This is a genomic window from Pseudomonas sp. PDM31, assembly GCF_019218965.1.
In the GTDB taxonomy this organism is placed as follows: domain Bacteria; phylum Pseudomonadota; class Gammaproteobacteria; order Pseudomonadales; family Pseudomonadaceae; genus Aquipseudomonas.
The window spans coordinates 95986-111098 of record NZ_JAHUWS010000004.1 but is presented as its reverse complement, the minus strand read 5'-3'; the positions used below and the strand labels follow the sequence as shown (position 1 = coordinate 111098).

At 59.8% G+C, this 15113-nt stretch carries 14 protein-coding genes; 3 read left to right on the top strand and 11 right to left on the bottom strand.

Going from position 1 to position 15113, the window contains the following annotated elements; genetic code table 11:
- Nucleotides 1-86 precede the first annotated feature (86 nt).
- From KW839_RS09365 to KW839_RS09355, 3 genes are all read right to left on the bottom strand, one after another.
- Nucleotides 87-1058, bottom strand: coding sequence for a thymidylate synthase (locus tag KW839_RS09365; protein WP_060543987.1), 972 nt, complete (start codon nucleotides 1056-1058; stop codon nucleotides 87-89).
- Between the two features lie 47 nt (nucleotides 1059-1105).
- A complete protein-coding gene (gene lgt / locus KW839_RS09360) occupies nucleotides 1106-1918 on the bottom strand; it encodes a prolipoprotein diacylglyceryl transferase (protein WP_060543986.1) in 813 nt (270 codons plus the stop codon).
- An 81-nt stretch (nucleotides 1919-1999) separates the two neighbouring features.
- Nucleotides 2000-2782: a sulfite exporter TauE/SafE family protein gene (locus KW839_RS09355; protein ID WP_218424154.1), complete on the bottom strand. Its 783-nt coding sequence runs from the start codon at nucleotides 2780-2782 to the stop codon at nucleotides 2000-2002.
- Between the two features lie 121 nt (nucleotides 2783-2903).
- On the opposite strand from KW839_RS09355, the gene KW839_RS09350 reads away from it, so the two are divergent.
- Entirely contained in the window at nucleotides 2904-3650 is a 747-nt protein-coding gene (locus KW839_RS09350; RefSeq protein ID WP_218424153.1) for an NRDE family protein, read from the top strand.
- A 114-nt stretch (nucleotides 3651-3764) separates the two neighbouring features.
- Here KW839_RS09350 and ptsP read toward each other — a convergent pair whose 3' ends face one another.
- Nucleotides 3765-6044 (bottom strand): phosphoenolpyruvate--protein phosphotransferase, encoded by a 2280-nt coding sequence (gene ptsP, locus KW839_RS09345; protein WP_060543983.1) that lies wholly within the window; start codon nucleotides 6042-6044, stop codon nucleotides 3765-3767.
- A gap of 22 nt (nucleotides 6045-6066) precedes the next feature.
- Nucleotides 6067-6546, bottom strand: coding sequence for an RNA pyrophosphohydrolase (locus KW839_RS09340; RefSeq protein WP_060543982.1), 480 nt, complete (start codon nucleotides 6544-6546; stop codon nucleotides 6067-6069).
- Nucleotides 6547-6689: 143 nt separating this feature from the next.
- Here KW839_RS09340 and KW839_RS09335 point away from each other — a divergent pair, with 143 nt between their 5' ends.
- Complete coding sequence (locus tag KW839_RS09335) at nucleotides 6690-7346, top strand: HAD family phosphatase (protein ID WP_060543981.1); 657 nt, start codon at nucleotides 6690-6692, stop codon at nucleotides 7344-7346.
- Between the two features lie 107 nt (nucleotides 7347-7453).
- On the opposite strand, the gene KW839_RS09330 is transcribed toward KW839_RS09335, so the two are convergent.
- Nucleotides 7454-7879, bottom strand: a complete 426-nt coding sequence (locus tag KW839_RS09330) for a DUF2269 domain-containing protein (protein WP_218424152.1) — start codon at nucleotides 7877-7879, stop codon at nucleotides 7454-7456.
- Between the two features lie 40 nt (nucleotides 7880-7919).
- Entirely contained in the window at nucleotides 7920-9434 is a 1515-nt protein-coding gene (gene ilvA, locus KW839_RS09325) for a threonine ammonia-lyase, biosynthetic (protein WP_218424151.1), read from the bottom strand.
- A 568-nt stretch (nucleotides 9435-10002) separates the two neighbouring features.
- On the opposite strand from ilvA, the gene rpiA reads away from it, so the two are divergent.
- A complete protein-coding gene (gene rpiA / locus KW839_RS09320; protein ID WP_060543978.1) occupies nucleotides 10003-10677 on the top strand; it encodes a ribose-5-phosphate isomerase RpiA in 675 nt (224 codons plus the stop codon).
- 126 nt (nucleotides 10678-10803) lie between these two features.
- Here the strand turns inward: rpiA and KW839_RS09315 are convergent, their stop codons facing one another.
- From KW839_RS09315 to KW839_RS09300, 4 genes are all read right to left on the bottom strand, one after another.
- Entirely contained in the window at nucleotides 10804-11721 is a 918-nt protein-coding gene (locus KW839_RS09315; protein ID WP_218424150.1) for an SdiA-regulated domain-containing protein, read from the bottom strand.
- Nucleotides 11722-11829: 108 nt separating this feature from the next.
- Nucleotides 11830-12756 (bottom strand): SdiA-regulated domain-containing protein, encoded by a 927-nt coding sequence (locus tag KW839_RS09310; RefSeq protein ID WP_218424149.1) that lies wholly within the window; start codon nucleotides 12754-12756, stop codon nucleotides 11830-11832.
- 214 nt (nucleotides 12757-12970) lie between these two features.
- Entirely contained in the window at nucleotides 12971-13636 is a 666-nt protein-coding gene (locus tag KW839_RS09305; protein WP_008026071.1) for a fumarylacetoacetate hydrolase family protein, read from the bottom strand.
- A 37-nt stretch (nucleotides 13637-13673) separates the two neighbouring features.
- The gene (locus KW839_RS09300) at nucleotides 13674-15068 is read right to left on the bottom strand and encodes an FAD-binding oxidoreductase (RefSeq protein ID WP_060543975.1); all 1395 of its coding nucleotides are present in this window, start codon (nucleotides 15066-15068) and stop codon (nucleotides 13674-13676) included.
- Between the last annotated feature and the right edge of the window lie 45 nt (nucleotides 15069-15113).

Below are 15113 nucleotides of genomic sequence, written 5' to 3'. Positions count from 1 at the left end.
AAGCGGTCGGTCAGTCAACATCTCTATCGACTGACACGGCCTCTTCGCGAGCAAGCCCGCTCCCACATTGGTTCAATGGCAGGCCTTTAGACCGCCATCGGCGCGGTCATTGGCGCGTGGTGCTGGTAACCCTCGAGCGAGAAGTCACCCGGTTCGATCAGTTCCAACCACTCCGGCTGGTACACCCCAGTCTTGGCAAACTCCGGCACACGCTCGGAAATCACCAGCTTCGGCATCGGGAACGGCTCGCGCTTGAGCTGTTCGTTAAGCATGTCCAGGTGATTCTCATAAACGTGGGCATCACCGATGAAGTAGGTGAACCAGCGCGGTGTATAGCCGGTCAGGCGGCCGATCAGGCTCAGCAGCGCGGCGCCTTCAGTCAGGTTGAACGGCGTGCCCAGGCCCAGGTCATTGGAGCGAATGTAGAGGGTCAGGGAAATTTCCTTCGTTTCTACGTTCGGGTGGAACTGGTACAGCAGGTGGCACGGCGGCAGGGCCATTTCATCGAGTTGGGCGCAGTTCCAGCCGTGGAACAGAATACGCCGGCTGCCCGGGTCCTTGATGATGGTGTCGACGCACTGGCGCACCTGGTCGATGGCTTTATACAACACCACGTAGGCCTGACCATCTTCCTCGCCTTCGGCAATCTGACGGTAGCCTTGCTGCAGGGTCTGCTCGATAGCCGCCTGGTTGCTGAGCGGAATCTGCTTGTACGCCGGCCATTTGCGCCATTGCACGCCGTAGATCTCACCGAGGTCGTCGGCGCCCTGACGGAACGGGTTGGCCAGCCACTGCGCGTTTTCGTTGGCGTTCTGGTCCCATACCTTGCAGCCCAGGGCGCGGAATTCGGCAGCGTTGTTCACGCCACGCAGGAATCCGCACATCTCGCCGATGGCGGATTTGAACGCCATTTTGCGCGTGGTAATCGCCGGAAAGCCTTCCTGCAGGTCATAACGCAGCATCGCGCCGGGAAAGCTGATGGTGTTCACACCGGTGCGGTTGGCCTGCTTGGTGCCATTGTTGATGACGTGGGCGACCAGTTCGAGATATTGCTTCATGAGTTACCTGTGTCCTTGAATCCCGGGTGGTGACCCGGGCTTCGAATTTATACGGCTGGCGCTGGAGTTGCCGGAGCGCGGTGGTACGCCAGCCAGATCAGGAACAGACCACCGACGATCATCGGCACGCACAGCACCTGCCCCATGGTCAGCCAGTTCCAGGCCAGATAGCCCAGTTGCGCGTCCGGTACGCGGACAAATTCGACGATGAAACGGAAGATGCCGTAGAACAGCGCGAACATCCCGGATACCGCCATGGTTGGCCGCGGCTTGCGCGAGAACAGCCACAGAATCAGGAACAATGCCACGCCTTCCAGGGCGAACTGATACAACTGCGACGGATGACGCGGCAACTGCGCCGGATCGCTGAACGGCGGGAAGACCATCGCCCAGGGCACGTCCGTCGCCTTGCCCCACAACTCGGCGTTAATGAAGTTACCGATACGTCCTGCACCCAGCCCGATCGGCACCATCGGCGCGACGAAGTCCATCAGCTGGAAAAACGACTTGTTGTTCTTTTTACCGAACCACAATGCTGCGAGCATCACGCCGATGAAACCGCCGTGGAACGACATGCCGCCCTTCCACACTTCGAAAATCAGCATCGGATTGGCCAGGTAGGCGCTCAGATCGTAGAACAGCACGTAACCGAGGCGGCCGCCGACGATGACCCCCATCGACATCCAGAACACCATGTCGGAGAGTTTCTCCTTGGTCCAGGTCGGGTCGAAACGGTTCAAGCGGCGGGACGCCAACAGCCAGGCGCCGCCGATGCCGATCAGGTACATCAGACCGTACCAGTGGATTTTCAGCGGACCGATGGCCAAGGCCACCGGGTCGATCTGCGGGTAAGGCAGCATTGCGACTCCTCGTTAGAGTTCAAATCTAAAAATTCCCGGGCGACGCTGCCACCTCAGGATTAAGCCAGGATTGCGCATTCGTCAGAGCAAGAAGTTCAGGCCGACGCAGAACAGCAAAGCGGCAAACAGTCTTTTCAGCAACTTCGGTGACAGCCTGTGGGCCAATCGTGCACCGAACCGGGCGAAAACCATGCTGGTCAGGGCAATGCCCAGCAACGCCGGCAAATAGATGAAACCGAGACTATGGGCCGGCAGCAACGGATCGTGCCAGCCAAGAATCATGAAACTTAATGCACTGGCCAAAGCGATCGGCAGCCCGCAGGCGGATGAAGTGGCCACCGCCTGCTGCATCGGCACACTGCGCCAGGTCAGGAATGGCACGGTCAGCGAACCGCCGCCGATCCCGAAAATTGCCGAAGCCCAGCCAATCACACTGCCGGCCAGGGTCAGGCCAAGTTTGCCCGGTACGGTTCGACTGGCCTTGGGTTTGACGTCCAGCGCCAGCTGCGCGGCGATAACAAGGGCAAACACACCAATGATTTTTTGCAGGTTCGGTCCGGAGATCGCCTCGGCGGTCAACGCACCAAAACCGGCGCCTATCAGAATGCCAACGGTCATCCACACGAAGATCGGCCAACGCACGGCGCCACGTCGATGATGCTCACGCACCGCGTTGATCGAGGTAAAGATAATGGTTGCCAGGGATGTACCGACCGCCAGGTGAGTCAGGATCGACTGATCGAAACCCTGCAAGGTAAAACTGAACACCAGCACCGGGACGATGATGATCCCGCCACCCACGCCAAACAGCCCCGCCAGCACGCCTGCACCTGCGCCGAGCGCCAGATAGAGCAGAAATTCCATGGCCGCCTCCCCGAATAAGAGCGGCATGGTAACGGATGCATAGCCTCAAGCTCCACTGGAGGCGATGGAAGAGCGGACGATGTCTGCGTAGAGTGGGCAAAAAACACCCAAGGACTGCCTTATGTGCCTGATTGTTTTTGCCTGGCGACCGGGTCATGCCCAGCCGCTGGTCGTTGCCGCCAATCGCGATGAATTCTACGCCCGCCCCAGCCTGCCGCTGGCGTCGTGGGCCGATGCGCCCCATGTCCATGCAGGGCGCGACCTTGAAGCCGGTGGCACCTGGCTTGGCGTCGGCGCCAACGGGCGCTTCGCCGCGTTGACCAACATCCGCGATCCTCACCAACCACCCGCGCGCAAGTCGCGGGGTGAACTGGTGGCAGGTTTTCTCAGCGGCAGCAGCTCGATTGATGACTATTTGGGCGATGTTGTCCGGCGTTCGCTGGAATATGCCGGGTTCAATCTGCTGATTGGCAATCGCAATGAGCTTTGGCACTTCAATGCCCGGGATTCTGAGGCGGTGATGCTGCAGCCTGGGATTTATGGGGTGTCGAATGCCGGGCTGGATACTCCATGGCCAAAACTGCTCAAGGCCAAGGCTGCGCTGAGGGAGGTGCTGGATGCTCCGCACCCCCAGGCGTTGCTGGCGTTACTGGGCGATCCACAGACGGCGCCGTTCGCCGACCTGCCGGATACCGGCGTGGGATTGGCTACCGAGACGCTGCTGTCGAGTGTATTCATTGCCAGCCAAAGTTATGGGACGCGGGCGAGTACTGCACTGATTGTGCAGGCGGACGGGTCGCGGCATCTGGTCGAAAGGAGTTTCGGGCCGTATGGCGGGCATTTGGGGGAGGTGGAAATAAGGATTTAGTTTTGCGCTGTCCTTCCGGCCCTCTTCGCGAGCAAGCCCGCTCCCACAGGGGATTTGCGGCGGTCACAAATCCTATGTGGGAGCGGGCTTGCTCGCGAAGGGGCCAGTGCAGGCTTAGAGGGGCTTGATTGCCGCCGGATTGATCATCCGCGCCAGCCCGAGGTTCTTCAGCGCCAGTTGCAGCGAGCTGTGGATAACTTGCGGGTTGTCGATGGTCATCAGCTCGGCCAGCAACTCCTTGGCCTTGCTCAGGTTGATCTGACGCAGCATCCACTTCACCTTCGGCAAGTTGGTGGCGTTCATCGACAGGCTGTCGAAGCCCATCGCCATCAACAACACTGCCGCCGCCGGGTCACCGGCCATCTCACCGCAAATACTCACCGGCTTGCCTTCGGCATGGGCATCGCGAACCACGTTCTGCAACGCCTGCAGCACCGCCGGGTGCAGGTAATCGTAGAGGTCGGCGACCCGCGGGTTGTTACGGTCCACAGCCAGCAGGTACTGGGTCAGGTCGTTGGAGCCCACCGAGAGGAAGTCCACCTGCCGCGCCAGTTCCTTGGTCTGATAAACCGCCGCCGGGATCTCGATCATCACGCCAATCGGCGGCATCGGCACGTCGCAGCCTTCGTCACGCACTTCACCCCAAGCGCGGTGGATCAAGTGCAGGGCTTCTTCCAGTTCATGGGTGCCGGAGATCATCGGCAGCAGGATGCGCAGGTTGTTCAAGCCTTCGCTGGCCTTGAGCATGGCACGGGTCTGCACCAGGAAGATTTCCGGGTGGTCGAGGGTGACACGAATGCCGCGCCAGCCGAGGAACGGGTTGTCTTCCTTGATCGGGAAGTACGACAGTGATTTGTCGCCGCCGATGTCCAGGGTGCGCATGGTCACCGGTTGCGGGTGGAAAGCGGCGAGCTGCTCGCGGTAGATCGCCAGCTGTTCCTTTTCGCTCGGGAAGCGCTGGTTGATCATGAACGGCACTTCGGTGCGGTACAGCCCGACGCCTTCGGCACCGCGCTTCTGCGCCCGCGCCACATCTGCCAGCAGGCCCGTGTTGACCCACAGCGGCATGCGGTGGCCGTCGACGGTGATACACGGCAGATCGCGCAGCGCATCGAGCCCGAGGGCCAGTTGTTTCTCTTCCTCGACCACTTCGGCGAACTGCTTGCGCAGCACGTCACTCGGGTTGGTGTAGACCTCGCCGTGGTAGCCATCGACGATCATCTGGATGCCGTCGACCTTGGAATACGGCAGGTCGACCAGACCCATCACCGTCGGGATGCCCATGGCTCGCGCCAGGATCGCCACGTGGGAGTTGCCGGAGCCGAGTACCGAAACCAGACCCGCCAGCTTGCCTTCCGGCACCTCGCCGAGCATTGCCGGCGTCAGTTCTTCACTGATCAGGATGGTGTTGTCGGGGTAGACCAGGGTTTGCTGGCGCTCTTCCTGCAAATAAGCCAGCAAGCGCCGGCCGAGGTCCTTGACGTCCGAAGCGCGTTCGCGCAGGTAGGCGTCGTCCATCAATTCGAAACGGTTGACGTGATCGGTGACCACCTGGCGCAGCGCACCCTGGGCCCACTGACCGGTCTTGATCACGGTGGTTACTTCGCTGCCCAGCGCGGCGTCGTCGAGCATCATCAGGTAGACATCGAACAACGCCCGCTCTTCCGGACGCAATTGCGTGGCGAGCTTGGCGGACAAGGTGCGCATGTCGGCGCGCACGCCTTCGATGGCGGTTTTGAACAGCCCGAGTTCGGCGTCGATGTCGGTGATGGTCTTGTCCGGCACCACGTCCAGGTCAGCCGGTGGCAGCATGACCACCGCGGTACCGACCGCCGCACCCGGCGACCCCGGAACGCCGACAAACTTGGCTTCCTGGATGCCCTTGCCCTGGCGACCCAGGCCACGGATCGAACCGGTGGCCTCGGCATGGGCGATTACCCCGGCGAGCTGCGCGCTCATGGTCACGAGGAAGGCTTCTTCACCCTCATCGAACTGGCGGCGCTCCTTTTGCTGGATGACCAACACGCCGACGACGCGGCGGTGATGGATGATCGGCGCGCCGAGGAACGAAGCGTAACGCTCTTCACCGGTTTCGGCGAAGTAGCGATAGCGCGGGTGATCCGCGGCGTTTTCGAGGTTCAGGGGCTCTTCACGCGTGCCGACCAGGCCGACCAGACCTTCATTGGGCGCCATGCTGACCTTGCCGATCGAGCGCTTGTTCAAGCCCTCGGTGGCCATCAGCACGAAACGGTTGGTCTCCGGGTCAAGCAGATAGACCGAGCAGACCTGGCTGCCCATGGCCTCTTTGACGCGTAACACAATAATCCCCAACGCCGCCTTGAGATCCTTGGCGGAGTTAACTTCCTGGACGATCTTGCGCAGCGTATTGAGCATGGCTCGGGGTCGAACTCCGTCGTCAGTCGCGCGTTAAAAGGCGCGGGGCAAGCTCTTTGAGAGCGCGTCGATACACCTCGCGCTTGAATGTCACCACCTGGCCCAACGGATACCAATAGCTGACCCAGCGCCAGCCATCGAATTCCGGTTTACCGGTCAAATCCATCCGCACCCGCTGCTCGTTGGAGATCAGGCGCAGGAGAAACCATTTCTGTTTCTGGCCGATGCACAGCGGTTGGCTGTGCGTGCGTACCAGACGTTGCGGCAAACGATAGCGCAACCAGCCCCGGGTGCAGGCGAGAATTTCAACATCTTCGCGCTCCAGGCCCACTTCTTCGTTCAACTCGCGGTACAAGGCGTCTTCCGGCGTCTCTTCGGGGTTGATTCCTCCCTGTGGAAACTGCCAGGCATCTTGATTGATACGGCGAGCCCATAGCACCTGGCCGGCGTCATTCGTCAGAATGATCCCGACATTAGGGCGAAAACCATCGGGGTCGATCACGGCAACAACCTCGCAAACGCATGTCGCCGCATTGTTCCACAAAGGTTGTGAAGGCGGCAACGAAGGTTCCTGTGTTATGTGCACTCTTGTCAAAAGACCGTATTCTTGTGGCCTTTTTACTGACTTTTCAGCGGGTAACTGCAATGCGCCTGGCTTTATTCGATTTGGACAACACCCTTCTGGGCGGTGACAGCGATCACGCCTGGGGCGATTACCTTTGCGAGCGCGGCTTTCTCGACCCTGTCGCGTACAAGACGCGCAACGATGAGTTCTACCAGGATTACCTGGCCGGCAAACTGGATAACGCCGCGTACCTGAACTTCTGCCTGGAAGTTCTGGGCCGCACCGAGATGGCTACCCTGGATTTGTGGCACAGCGATTACATGCGCGACTGCATCGAGCCGATCATGCTGCCCAAGGCCCTCGAACTGCTGGCCAGGCACCGCGACGCCGGCGACAAGCTGGTGATCATCACGGCGACCAACCGCTTCGTTACCGGACCGATTGCCGAGCGCCTGGGTGTCGAAACCCTGATCGCCACCGAATGCGAAATGGTCGACGGCCGCTACACCGGGCGCAGCACCGACGTGCCGTGCTTCCGTGAAGGCAAGGTGACAAGGCTGAATCGCTGGCTGGAAGAGACCGGGTATTCGCTGCAAGACAGCTATTTCTACAGCGACTCGATGAATGACTTGCCGTTGCTGGAGCAGGTGGCGAATCCGGTGGCGGTCGATCCTGATCCGAATCTGCGGGCCGAGGCCCAGCAGCGTGGCTGGCCGGTGATCAGTCTGCGCGACTGATACCGCCATACTGTAGGAGCGAGCCTGCTCGCGATGGTCGTAAACGATAACGCGGGGCTACCTGATGCCCCGCAGCGATCTTGAGTTTTTCGCGAGCAGGCTCGCTCCTACACTGGCTTTGCTCCCATCAACCCGGCAATCGCCACAAAGCAGACAAAACTGAACAACGCCAAGGCAAAGGTAAACCTGCCCACCGCACCCGGCGCCTTGCGCAACCTGTTCAACCGCACCAGCAGCCAGAACCACGCCAACGCCGCTACGCTGTACAAAACGCTGGAGGCCAGCAACCAGGTCTGTCCCAGCGACCAGCCCACGAGATGCACCATCCACCAGCCGGTGAACGGCATGCTCAGCAGCGCCAGGCCCATCAGCAGCCAGATGAACATCTTTGGCCGCTGCAAGGTGCGACTACCCGCCGTCGCGTCACCCTTGCGCCGCGCCAGCAATACCCAGACTCCCAGTCCCAGCGCACAAGCCAGCAATACAACAGTTGCCACCATGTGCGCCGCTTTCAGGGCAGTTAACGTTTCCATTGTCAGATTTCCTTATTGCCTGGCCTGTCAGCGTAGCCCTTCAGCCAAGAAACAACTGATAGGCCGGGTTGTCGCTTTCATCCCAGTATGGGTAACCGATTTCTTCCAGCGCCGCCGGTACCAGATGACGCTCTTCGTGAGGCACCTGCAGGCCCGCAACGACCCGGCCATCCGCCGCACCATGGTTGCGATAGTGGAACATCGAGATGTTCCAGCGCCCGCCCAATTTGTTGAGAAAGTTGAACAGTGCACCCGGCCGCTCCGGGAATTCGAAGCGCAGAATCACTTCATCAACCACGTGCGCCGCACGACCACCAACCATGTGGCGGATGTGCAATTTGGCCAGTTCGTTGTCGGTCAGGTCCAGCACCGGGAACCCCTGCTCGCTCAGGCTGGCGATCAGGGTGCTGCGCGGGTCGTTTTCCGGGTGCGTCTGCACGCCGACGAAAATGTGCGCTTCGCTGCCTGTGTTGTAGCGGTAATTGAATTCGGTGATCTGGCGCTTGCCGATAGCCTCACAGAACGCCTTGAAGCTGCCCGGTTTTTCCGGAATGGTCACGGCGATGATGGCTTCGCGGCCTTCGCCCAGTTCCGCGCGTTCGGCAACATGGCGCAGGCGATCGAAGTTGACGTTGGCACCGGAGTCGATGGCAACGAAGGTCTGGCCGCTGACGCCGCGCTGCTCGACGTACTTCTTGATCCCGGCCACACCCAAGGCGCCGGCAGGTTCGGTGATCGAGCGGGTATCGTCGTAGATATCCTTGATTGCCGCGCAGATCTCGTCGGTACTGACGGTGATAACCTCATCGACATAATCTTTGCAGATGTCGAAGGTATGCTGGCCGATCTGGGCCACCGCCACGCCGTCGGCGAAAATGCCTACGGTCGGCAGCACGACGCGCTCGCCGGCAGCCATGGCCGCTTGCAAGCAGTTGGAGTCGTCCGGTTCGACACCAATGATCTTGATGTCCGGGCGCAGGTATTTCACGTATGCCGCGATCCCCGCGATCAGGCCGCCGCCGCCCACTGGAACGAAAATCGCATCCAATGGCTGCGGGTGCTGGCGCAGAATCTCCATCGCCACGGTGCCCTGCCCGGCAATGGTGTGGGGATCGTCGTAGGGGTGAATGTAGACGTAGCCTTTTTCGTCGACCAGTTTCAGCGAGTATGCCAGGGCTTCGGGAAACGAATCGCCGTGCAGTACCACTTTGCCACCACGGGAACGCACGCCTTCAACCTTGATTTCCGGGGTGGTCTTTGGCATCACGATGGTCGCTTTCACGCCCAATACCTTGGCCGCCAGGGCCAGGCCTTGCGCGTGGTTGCCCGCCGATGCGGTGACCACACCGCGCGCGCGCTCTTCGTCGCTCAACTGGGTGAGCTTGTTGTAGGCGCCGCGAATCTTGAACGAGAACACCGGCTGCAAGTCTTCGCGCTTGAGCAAAATACTGTTGCCCAGCCGCTCGGAGAGCTGGCGGGCAGGCTGCAATGGGGTTTCTACGGCAACGTCATAAACGCGCGAGGTGAGGATCTTTTTGACGTACTGTTCAAGCATCGGAAAGCATCACTGAGCGGGTTGGGCGGGACCACGGAGTCTAACCCGGCTTTCAGGCGTGCGACCACAGTAAACAGGTGGTTTTAAGAACGGACACTAACCTGTGGGGTGGGGACTTGCCTGTGGTGTGGGGCATTTCTGTGGGGTGGGACTTGCCTGTGGAGTGGGGCTTGCCTGTGGCGAGGGGCTTGCCTGTGGAGTGGGGCTTGCCTGTGGCGAGGGGGCTTGCCCCCGTTCGGCTGCGAAGCAGTCGTAAAACTTGCCTGTGCGGTTTGTCGGGAAGAATGCAGGGGAGTGCTTCGCACTCCAACGGGGGCAAGCCCCCTCGCCACAGGCAAGCCCCACCCCACAGGCAAGCCCCTCCCCACAGGCAAGCCACCTCACCACAGGCAAGTCCCCTCCCCACAGGCAAGCCACCTCACCACAGGCAAGCCCCCTCACTACAGGCAACATCCTCTGCGCTAAGGTGTGCGTATTCCAGCAAACGGGTAATCGGGCAATGACCTTACTCGCCCCGGGGCCTATAATGCCGGCTTTTCTTCACCCTCTTCGGCACCTCGGAGCCCGCATGACCCAGGATCAACTCAAACAGGCAGTGGCTCAGGCCGCCGTCGACTTCATCCTCCCGAAACTCGACGACAAGAGCATCGTCGGGGTCGGCACCGGCTCCACCGCCAACTGCTTCATCGATGCCCTGGCCCAACACAAGGGCGCGTTCGACGGCGCCGTCGCCAGCTCCGAAGCCACCGCTGCACGCCTCAAGGGCCACGGCATTCCGGTTTATGAGCTGAACACTGTCAGCGACCTGGAGTTCTACGTCGACGGTGCCGATGAAAGCGACGAGCACTTGAACCTGATCAAGGGCGGTGGCGCCGCCCTGACCCGCGAAAAGATTGTCGCGGCCGTGGCCAAGACCTTCATCTGCATCGCCGATGCCAGCAAACTGGTGCCAGTACTGGGCACCTTCCCGCTGCCGGTCGAAGTGATCCCGATGGCCCGCAGCCACGTGGCCCGCGAACTGGTGAAGCTCGGTGGCGACCCGGTTTACCGCGAAGGCGTGCTGACCGACAACGGCAACATCATCCTCGACGTGTTCAACATGCAGATCACCAATCCGGTGGAGCTGGAGACCCAGATCAACGCGATCGTCGGTGTGGTCACCAATGGCTTGTTCGCGGCACGCCCGGCGGATCTGTTGCTGTTGGGTACTAGCGAAGGCGTGAAAACCCTGCGCGCCGAGTAATCAAACGCGAAACAATAACTGTGGGAGCGGGCTTGCTCGCGAAAGCGGACTATCAGTCAAAAGAGATGTCGACTGATAGTCCGCTTTCGCGAGCAAGCCCGCTCCCACAGTTGTTTTTGGTGTGTATCAGGGTTGTGCAGGTTTCTTGAAGACGTAAAACAGGTTCGGCTCGCTGACCAGGTAAATAGTACCGTCGTCATCCATGGCAATCCCTTCTGCCTGGGGCACGTTCTTTTTCAGGCCCTGCCGGCCCATGCCCAGTGACAGGGTGCTCAGCGGTCGTCCGTTCACATCCAGCTCCATAATCAGCCGCGACTCATCAGACAGCGCCAGCAAGTGGCCGCTGCGCTCGTCGTATTGCAGGCTTGAAAGATCCGTTACGAACATTCCGGCATCGCGCTTGGGATTGTTGATCACGTGTACGGAGTAGGACTTTTCCGGATTGAAATGCGGGAAGCCGCGCACCTCGTAGATCAGCATCGGGTCACGCTCCTTGGCGACAAACAGGCGCTTGCCTTCAGAGTCATACGCCAGCCCTTCGAACCCCTTGTTGCCGCCCAGGTGTACGCTAATGGTCATTTGCTCGGCATCTGCGGCATCGACGAAAGTGGTGCCCTGTTCAAGATGAATCTTGATCAAGCGCTGCTGACTTTCATCGGTGACTACATAGGTGTCGGCGCTGATGAACTCAATCGCTTCCGGATCGCCGAAACCGACCAGCGCCACCCGGCGCAGGATTCTGCCATCGAGGGAGAGCTCGATCAGCTCGGAGTTCTTGTTGGTGACGGTAAACAGGCTGCGGCGCACCGGATCGTAGGTCAGGGCAGAAATATCATCGTCCAGACCTGCTATCGCCTGCGCTTCCAGCACTACCTGATACTTATCCAGCCCCATGGACTGGCTGCTCACCGGCTGCCACAGCGCATGCAGATTGAACCAGGCACGCTCGAACAGGCGCAGATATTGGCCGATTGCAATTAAAGCAATCAGCGCGATCACCGACAGGATCTGAATCAGCGGCTTGGGACGGGCAAATCGACGCATTCGGGCGGACTCGGGTTCAAAACAGGCGACTGAAATATCACGACCGTCTGAATTAAAGCTTAAAGCAATTCCCCGCAGGAGCAGCCGCAGATTCCTGCGGGGTATCGATTACTTTTGCTTTTCGAAGCGATAGAACAGGTTCGGCTCACTCATCATGTACAGCGTGCCCGCCTCATCCATGGTCACGCCTTCGGCTCGGGGAATGGTTTTGCCCAGGCCATTGAAGCCCCTCAGCAGGGTCATGAAACTGACCGGCTTACCCGCCAGATCCAACTCCAGCAACAAGTGCGAATCGGCGGACAGCGCCAGGGTATGACGAGTCCGCGGATCAGTGGCCAAGGCCGACAGATTGCGCATGATCAGGGCATCGCTGGCCAGTTTCTGCTTGTCGCCACTGAGCGTCTTGCCGTCGCCTTTCCAGGTAAACAGCGCCGGTGGGCGCTCTTCACCCAGCAGCAGTTGCTGGTTTTGCGAATCCCAGGTGATGGCCTCGAAGGCCTTGTTCTGGTCTTTCGAAGGACCAAGGTCGTACTTCGGGAAGTCGGCAATATTCAGTTCGCGGGTGTCAGCATCGACCTTGACGATGGTGATCTGATGCTCGCGTTCATCGACAATGGCCAAAAGACCGTTGCCCAGCACGGCGACGCCTTCTGGATTGCTCCAGCCCACCAGCGGCATTTTGCGCAGCACGTCGCCCTGCAGAGTCAGCTCGACCAGGAACGGGTTCTTGCCCATGACCGAAAACAGGGTTTTGGTCTGGGGGTCGTAGTCAAGATCAGACGCCTCGTCCTTTTCCATGCCCGGTAACGGTTTGGCGTCGATCACGGCTCGGTAATCAGGTAACCAGATGCTCGCCTGACGCTCGGCGGGGCTTTTGAGTTGCTCCTTTACCCAGAGTACGCCGCGCGAATCCCAGTGCAGGGCAAATGCAACGCCATAGGCGACGGCGACCAGCAGAAAAAGCCAGGCATACCAACGCAGGGCGAAGCGCGAACGGCGGGCAGGTTTGAGCGTGGACAGAGGTTGGGTGGCCATCGGGCAATGCATCCAGGAATTCAGGCTAGGGGTAATAACATAATCGCGCTCGGCGCAGACGCCGAAAGCCGTGGAATTATCCAGACCAGATGTGAAAAAAACGGTAAATGGCGGGAAAGCCCTGTAAGGCGACAAAGATCAAAAGATCGCAGCCTTCGACAGCGCCTACACCAATCTCTGTAGGCGCTGCCGCAGGCTGCGATCTTTTGCTTTTTTAGCGGACGCTGCTGGTGAAAGAGCTGGCGCCCGGCAATTCCAGAACGATCTCATCGCCAACATTCAGCGGACCAACGCCCACTGGCGTGCCGGTGAGGATCACGTCACCGGCCTGCAGCGAGAAGCAGCCGGCCATGTGCTGAATCATCGGCACGATCGGGTTGAGCATCGCGCTGCTGTTACCATCCTGGCGCACTTCGCCATTGATGGTCAGGCGGATGCCGATATCGGTCAGATCAGCAAAGGTACTGCCGGACACAAACGGCGCAATCACCGCTGCACCGTCAAAGCTCTTGGCGATTTCCCACGGCAAGCCTTTGGATTTCAGCTCGGCCTGCTTGTCGCGCAAGGTCAGGTCCAGCGCTGGAGCGAAGCCGGAAATGGCATCCAGCACTTCTTCACGGCTTGGCTTGGTCGACAATGGCTTACCTATCAACACGGCGATTTCGGCTTCGTAGTGAACAGAACCGCGCTCGGTCGGAATGCTGAAACCACCTTCCAGCGGCACCACGCAACTGCCGGGCTTGATAAACAGCAGCGGCTCGGTTGGAACCGGGTTGTCCAGCTCCTTGGCGTGTTCGGCGTAGTTACGCCCGATGCACACCACTTTCCCCAGCGGAAAATGAATACGCGTACCGTCGACATACTGGTGCTGATAGCTCATTTACCGACTCCTGATTCGTGCTCTTAACATTCGAAAATCAAACAGCAAAGATCTTGCCCGGGTTCATGATGCCGTTAGGGTCGAACACCGCTTTGACCGCCTTCATGTACTCGATCTCAACCGGCGAGCGGCTGTAGGTCAGGTAATCGCGTTTGGTCATGCCCACGCCGTGCTCGGCGGAAATCGAACCGTTGTACTTCTCCACGGTTTCGAACACCCACTTGTTGACGGTCGCGCACTTGGCAAAAAACTCGTCCTTGCTCAGGTTATCCGGCTTGAGGATATTGAGGTGCAGGTTGCCGTCGCCAATGTGGCCGAACCAGACGATTTCGAAGTCCGGGTAATGTTCGCCGACGATCGCGTCGATTTCCTTCAGGAAAGCCGGGACTTTCGATACGGTGACCGAAATGTCGTTCTTGTACGGCGTCCAGTGGGAAATGGTTTCGGAGATGTATTCGCGCAGCTTCCACAGGTTCTGCAACTGGGTTTCGCTCTGGCTCATCACACCGTCCAGCACCCAGCCCTGCTCGACGCAGTGCTCGAAGGTTTCCAGGGCGTGGTTGGCCACTTCTTCGGTGGTCGCCTCGAATTCCAACAGGGCATAGAACGGGCAATCGGTTTCGAATGGAGCCGGCACATCACCACGCCCCATGACCTTGGCCAGGGCTTTGTCGGAGAAGAACTCGAAAGCGGTCAGGTCCAGCTTGCTCTGGAAAGCGTGCAGCACCGGCATGATCGAGTCGAAATCGGCAGTGCCGAGGACCATGGCGGTCAGGTTTTTCGGTGCGCGGTCGAGACGCATGGTCGCTTCAACCACAAAGCCCAGGGTGCCCTCGGCGCCGATGAACAGCTGGCGCATGTCATAACCGGTGGCGTTCTTGATCAGGTCGCGGTTCAGTTCCAGCACATCGCCCTTGCCTGTGACCACTTTCATGCCCGCCACCCAGTTACGGGTCATGCCATAGCGAATGACCTTGATCCCGCCGGCATTGGTGCCGATATTGCCGCCAATCTGGCTCGAACCTGCCGAAGCGAAGTCCACCGGGTAGTACAGGCCTTTTTCTTCGGCGACGTTTTGCAGATGCTCAGTGACCACGCCTGGCTGACAAACGGCGGTGCGATCAGTGAGGTTCACGTCGAGGATCTGGTTCATGTAATCAAAGGAGACGACGACTTCGCCATTGGCTGCCACTGCAGCGGCGGAAAGCCCGGTGCGACCACCGGACGGCACCAGCGCCACCTTGTGTTTATTGGCCCACAGGACAATGGCCTGGACCTGCTCGGTGGTCTTGGGGAACACGATGGCCGTCGGGGCCGGGGCGAAATGCTTGGTCCAATCCTTGCCGTAAGCATTCAGGGAGTCGGCGTCGGTCAGCACCTTGCCAGGCTCAACCAGGGTCTTCAGCTCATCAATCAGGGCAGGATTGGTCATCGACAGAACTCTCGAACAATTCATGGTCATCCTGAGAACGCTTCA

Coding starts and splice junctions, on each gene's coding strand:
- ilvA (WP_218424151.1), bottom strand. CDS start 9,434: ATGCTTGAACAGTACGTCAAAAAGATCCTCACCTCGCGCGTTTATGAC.
- KW839_RS09335 (WP_060543981.1), top strand. CDS start 6,690: ATGCGCCTGGCTTTATTCGATTTGGACAACACCCTTCTGGGCGGTGAC.
- KW839_RS09305 (WP_008026071.1), bottom strand. CDS start 13,636: ATGAGCTATCAGCACCAGTATGTCGACGGTACGCGTATTCATTTTCCG.
- KW839_RS09365 (WP_060543987.1), bottom strand. CDS start 1,058: ATGAAGCAATATCTCGAACTGGTCGCCCACGTCATCAACAATGGCACC.
- KW839_RS09330 (WP_218424152.1), bottom strand. CDS start 7,879: ATGGAAACGTTAACTGCCCTGAAAGCGGCGCACATGGTGGCAACTGTT.
- KW839_RS09300 (WP_060543975.1), bottom strand. CDS start 15,068: ATGACCAATCCTGCCCTGATTGATGAGCTGAAGACCCTGGTTGAGCCT.
- lgt (WP_060543986.1), bottom strand. CDS start 1,918: ATGCTGCCTTACCCGCAGATCGACCCGGTGGCCTTGGCCATCGGTCCG.
- ptsP (WP_060543983.1), bottom strand. CDS start 6,044: ATGCTCAATACGCTGCGCAAGATCGTCCAGGAAGTTAACTCCGCCAAG.
- KW839_RS09355 (WP_218424154.1), bottom strand. CDS start 2,782: ATGGAATTTCTGCTCTATCTGGCGCTCGGCGCAGGTGCAGGCGTGCTG.
- KW839_RS09315 (WP_218424150.1), bottom strand. CDS start 11,721: ATGCGTCGATTTGCCCGTCCCAAGCCGCTGATTCAGATCCTGTCGGTG.
- rpiA (WP_060543978.1), top strand. CDS start 10,003: ATGACCCAGGATCAACTCAAACAGGCAGTGGCTCAGGCCGCCGTCGAC.
- KW839_RS09310 (WP_218424149.1), bottom strand. CDS start 12,756: ATGGCCACCCAACCTCTGTCCACGCTCAAACCTGCCCGCCGTTCGCGC.
- KW839_RS09350 (WP_218424153.1), top strand. CDS start 2,904: ATGTGCCTGATTGTTTTTGCCTGGCGACCGGGTCATGCCCAGCCGCTG.